Here is a 969-nt window from a genome sequence, read left to right as displayed (position 1 = left end):
AAATGCTTGTTACTAGCTCGCCAACGCTTTTCGCAAGTTACTACGTCCTTCATCGCCTCTGACTGCCAAGGCATCCACCGTATACGCTTAGTCGCTTAACCATACAACCCAAATGAGTTTCACTCACCTGCGCCGCATTGCGACCAGCTTGGTTTTACTTGTCTCACTTCTGACCAAAGAAGTGGACGCGCCTTAGACGTAAACTATTCAATAAAGAATAATTTACTTTTGAATATTCAAGACACTTAATAAAGTGTTTGAGAACTCATGATGCAAACGTTTCCACGTTTACATCGTTTTGTAATTAATCACATGACAGACTCATGCAATTAAATACTATCAGCTTTCCAAATTGTTAAAGAGCGGGCTTAAAAAAGCCAAAGATAATTTTTCAGTTTATCTTTGGCATCTCTATCCATAGTGCATATGCCTTATTACTTTGCAATAAAGTCAGAATAAGGTGTAAATGGTGGAGCTATGCGGGATCGAACCGCAGACCTCCTGCGTGCAAGGCAGGCGCTCTCCCAGCTGAGCTATAGCCCCATTTACATGCAGTGCGAGTAAGTAAGATGTTCCAAACCTCTAAAAGGATTGGTTTGCCAAATCGAGTTATCCGCGGCAAATTAACGCGACGTTTAGTTCACTAAACGAGTGTTAATTTAACAAAGGAGAACGAAGATTTGGTGGGTCAGAGTGGACTTGAACCACCGACCTCACCCTTATCAGGGGTGCGCTCTAACCAGCTGAGCTACAGACCCATCTTTGATAAACCTATTTAACTAGGTCCATTTTTTACTCTTTCTTCTATCAAGCAAATCTGTGTGAACACTCAACAAACATTAAGTTAGTCGTATAGGTAAGGAGGTGATCCAGCCCCAGGTTCCCCTAGGGCTACCTTGTTACGACTTCACCCCAGTCATGAACCACAAAGTGGTGAGCGCCCCCCCGAAGGTTAAGCTACCCACTTCT

At 43.3% G+C, this 969-nt stretch carries 2 tRNA genes and 2 rRNA genes; all 4 read right to left on the bottom strand.

Annotated features, from left to right (window positions below):
* Nucleotides 1-101, bottom strand: a 23S ribosomal RNA gene (locus K5Q99_RS21835); the annotation flags it as partial.
* Nucleotides 102-467: 366 nt separating this feature from the next.
* Nucleotides 468-543 (bottom strand) — tRNA-Ala (locus tag K5Q99_RS21830).
* Nucleotides 544-681: 138 nt separating this feature from the next.
* A tRNA-Ile gene (locus K5Q99_RS21825) sits at nucleotides 682-758 on the bottom strand.
* A gap of 99 nt (nucleotides 759-857) precedes the next feature.
* Nucleotides 858-969, bottom strand: a 16S ribosomal RNA gene (locus tag K5Q99_RS21820); the annotation flags it as partial.

This window comes from Shewanella hafniensis, assembly GCF_019655335.1.
Taxonomy (GTDB): Bacteria; Pseudomonadota; Gammaproteobacteria; order Enterobacterales; family Shewanellaceae; genus Shewanella; species Shewanella hafniensis.
Note: the sequence above shows the minus strand (reverse complement) of the source record. Positions and strands in the feature narration are given on the sequence as shown.